Below are 603 nucleotides of genomic sequence, written 5' to 3'. Positions count from 1 at the left end.
GTCCCGGCCCTCGGACCCGGCCCCGGCCCCGGAACTCTTCACCTGGGAGTTCGCCACCGACCCCTACCCCGCCTACGCCTGGCTCCGTGAGCATGCCCCGGTGCACCGCACCCGGCTGCCCAGCGGGGTGGAGGCCTGGCTGGTCACCCGGTACGCCGACGCCAAGCAGGCCCTGGCCGACCAGCGGCTGTCGAAGAACCCCGCCCACCACGACGAGCCCGCGCACGCCAAGGGCAAGACGGGCATCCCCGGGGAGCGCAAGGCGGAGCTGATGACGCATCTGCTCAACATCGACCCGCCGGACCACACACGGCTGCGCCGCCTGGTCTCCAAGGCGTTCACGCCCCGGCGCGNNCGCCGACCTCATCCACGAGTTCGCCTTCCCGCTGCCCATCTACGCCATCTGCGACATGCTCGGCGTCCCGCGCGAGGACCAGGACGACTTCCGGGACTGGGCGGGCATGATGATCCGGCACGGCGGCGGCCCGCGCGGCGGGGTGGCGCGCTCGGTGAAGAAGATGCGCGGCTACCTCGCCGACCTCATCCACCGCAAGCGCGAGGCCCTGCCCGCGGAGCCGGCCCCCGGCGAGGACCTGATCTCGG

General features: G+C 73.4%; 1 pseudogene. It reads left to right on the top strand.

Annotated features, from left to right (window positions below):
• Positions 1-603: pseudogene (locus CCN42_RS45225) on the top strand (cytochrome P450 family protein); the annotation flags it as partial.

Origin of the sequence: Streptomyces glaucescens, assembly GCF_002154375.1 — a bacterium.
Classification (GTDB): domain Bacteria; phylum Actinomycetota; class Actinomycetes; order Streptomycetales; family Streptomycetaceae; genus Streptomyces; species Streptomyces glaucescens.
The sequence above is the reverse complement of the archived record's forward strand: the minus strand, read 5'-3'. Positions and strand labels throughout refer to the sequence as shown.